Annotated in this window: 1 protein-coding gene and 1 pseudogene; both read right to left on the bottom strand. The window is 69.7% G+C overall.

Annotated elements, in window-relative coordinates; translation table 11 throughout:
- Positions 1-163, bottom strand: a 163-nt coding sequence (locus EN893_RS36415) for an NAD(P)-binding domain-containing protein (RefSeq protein WP_164901517.1), incomplete at its 3' end; no start/stop codon positions are given.
- A pseudogene (locus EN893_RS36420) lies at positions 160-723 on the bottom strand (tRNA (adenosine(37)-N6)-threonylcarbamoyltransferase complex transferase subunit TsaD); the annotation flags it as partial. The gene EN893_RS36415 and the pseudogene EN893_RS36420, both read right to left, overlap by 4 nt.

The raw sequence follows: 723 nt of genomic DNA on the forward strand, positions 1-723 counted from the left end.
CGATAGCGGCTACGGTGTCCGGGTCGCGCGCGTAAAGGCGGACGAAATGGCCGGCGCGCAGCATGGCCAAGGCCAAGGCAGTGCCCCAGGCCCCGCCGCCGAGCACGGCAACGCGCCAGCCGGTCGGCGCGGTGTCGTTGCCGCCCATTGCCCGCTCGTTCATGCCTTGGCTCCGCGCCGGCCGGAGCCGACCATCGGCGCCGAGATGCTATCCAGCGGCCAGCGCGAGCGCGGCACGAAATCGAAGCCGTTCTCATGCGCCATGCCGGCGCGCAGCCGCTCGACACCGGCCCAGGCGATCATCGCCGCATTGTCGGTGCAGAGCTTCAGCGGTGGTGCAATGAAGGTGAAGCCGGTCTCGGCACAGAGCCGCTCCAGCATGATCTTGATCGTGCGGTTGGCGGCGACACCACCGGCAACGACGAGGGCCGGGTTTTTCGTGCCGGGAAATGTCTCGCGAAAGCGCGTCAGCGCGCGGGAGACGCGGTCGGCCAGCGCATCGGCCACCGCTGCCTGGAACGAAGCGCAGATGTCGGCGACGTCCTGGTCGCTCAGCGGCGCAATGGCGCTCGCCGCCTGGCGCACGGCGGTCTTGAGGCCGGAGAAGGAGAAGTCGGGCTGCGCCGAGCCCTTCATCGGGCGCGGAAAGGCAAAGCGCGAGGCACTGCCGGCCTGTGCCGTCTTCTCGACATTCGGCCCGCCGGGATAGGGCAGGCCAAGCAT

It is taken from the genome of Mesorhizobium sp. M7A.F.Ca.CA.004.04.2.1 (assembly GCF_004022825.1).
Taxonomy (GTDB): Bacteria; Pseudomonadota; Alphaproteobacteria; order Rhizobiales; family Rhizobiaceae; genus Mesorhizobium.